The sequence below is a fragment of the Sphaerisporangium melleum genome, assembly GCF_014646695.1.
GTDB lineage: Bacteria > Actinomycetota > Actinomycetes > Streptosporangiales > Streptosporangiaceae > Sphaerisporangium > Sphaerisporangium melleum.
In genome coordinates this window covers 1-1,236 of record NZ_BMNT01000127.1, presented here as the reverse complement: position 1 = coordinate 1,236, position 1,236 = coordinate 1, and the positions used below count along the sequence as shown (strand labels likewise).

General features: G+C 69.9%; 3 protein-coding genes. All 3 read left to right on the top strand.

Annotation, left to right across the window (positions count from 1 at the left end):
* The coding region (gene tnpA / locus IEY93_RS37460; protein ID WP_189167883.1) for an IS200/IS605 family transposase at positions 1-205 on the top strand (205 nt) is incomplete at its 5' end.
* The gene (locus IEY93_RS37455) at positions 198-1,151 is read left to right on the top strand and encodes an RNA-guided endonuclease InsQ/TnpB family protein (RefSeq protein WP_229691826.1); all 954 of its coding nucleotides are present in this window, start codon (positions 198-200) and stop codon (positions 1,149-1,151) included. The genes tnpA and IEY93_RS37455, both read left to right, overlap by 8 nt.
* A partial coding sequence (locus tag IEY93_RS39960; protein WP_444544684.1) for a zinc ribbon domain-containing protein occupies positions 1,142-1,236 on the top strand: 95 nt, incomplete at its 3' end. The genes IEY93_RS37455 and IEY93_RS39960, both read left to right, overlap by 10 nt.

Below are 1,236 nucleotides of genomic sequence, written 5' to 3'. Positions count from 1 at the left end.
CTCACCGTCGCAGGTGGCCGACCGGTTCAAGGGATTCACCTCCCACCACCTGCGCGCCGAGTTTCCGCACCTGCGCTCGCAGTTGCCCACGCTGTGGTCGCGGTCGTACTTCGTGGCCACCGTCGGCGCGGTCTCCGCGCAGACAGTGCAGCGCTATATCGAGACGCAGTACGAGCGCGCTGCCAAGAGGAGTGGCCGTGCGTAGGTCGTACAAGTTCCTGCTGCGCCCGACCTCCAAGAAGGCCGCCGCGCTCGCGGCGTGCCTGGAGGATCACCGGCAGCTCTACAACGCGGCTCTTGAGCACCGTCACACCGCCTACCGCAAGGCAGGCGTCACCGTTCGCTACGGTGACCAGTCCGGGGAGCTGAAGCACATCCGCTGCGACGATCCCGACGGTCAGAGCCGGTGGTCGTTCTCCTCCCAGCAGGCCACGCTGCGCCGCCTGGACAAGGCGTTCGCGGCGTTCTTCGCCCGTGTGAAGGCCGGGCGCACGCCGGGGTTTCCCCGTTTCAAGGGGCTCGGCCGGTTCGACACGGTCGAGTGGCCGAAGGATGGGGACGGCTGCCGGTGGGACTCCCAGCCTGAACACCCGTCCGCCACGTTCGTCCGCTTGCAGGGCATCGGACATGTGCGCGTGCATCAGCACCGGCCGGTGCGGGGCCGGGTGAAGACGATCGGCGTGAAGCGGGAAGGCTCCCACTGGTATGTGGTGCTGTCCTGCGATGACGTGCCCGGGCAGCCGCTGCCCGCGACGGGCGCGGCGGTCGGACTGGACATGGGCGTGGCCTCGCTGGTCACCACCAGCGACGCCGAGCACCTGGCCAACCCCCGCCACCTGCAGGCGTCCGCCGGCCGTCTCGCGGCGGCACAGCAGGCTCTGTCCCGGAAGAAGCGGGGGTCCAAGCGCCGCCGTAAGGCGGTCGCGCGGGTGGCCGCCCTGCACGCCAAGGTAGGGCGGCAGCGCCTGGACGGCGCGCACAAAGCCGCACTCACGCTGGTCGCCGCGTACGACGTGATCGTGCATGAGGACCTGCGGATCGCGAACATGACCCGCAGCGCGTCCGGCACGATCGAGCAGCCCGGCCGGAACGTCGCCGCCAAGTCCGGGCTGAACCGAGCCATCTTGGACGCGGGTTGGGGGTGTTCCTGACGATCCTGTCGCACAAGGCTGAAAGCGCCGGTCGAGAGCTGATCGCAGTGAACCCCGCCGGCACCTCCCGCACGTGCGCCCGCTG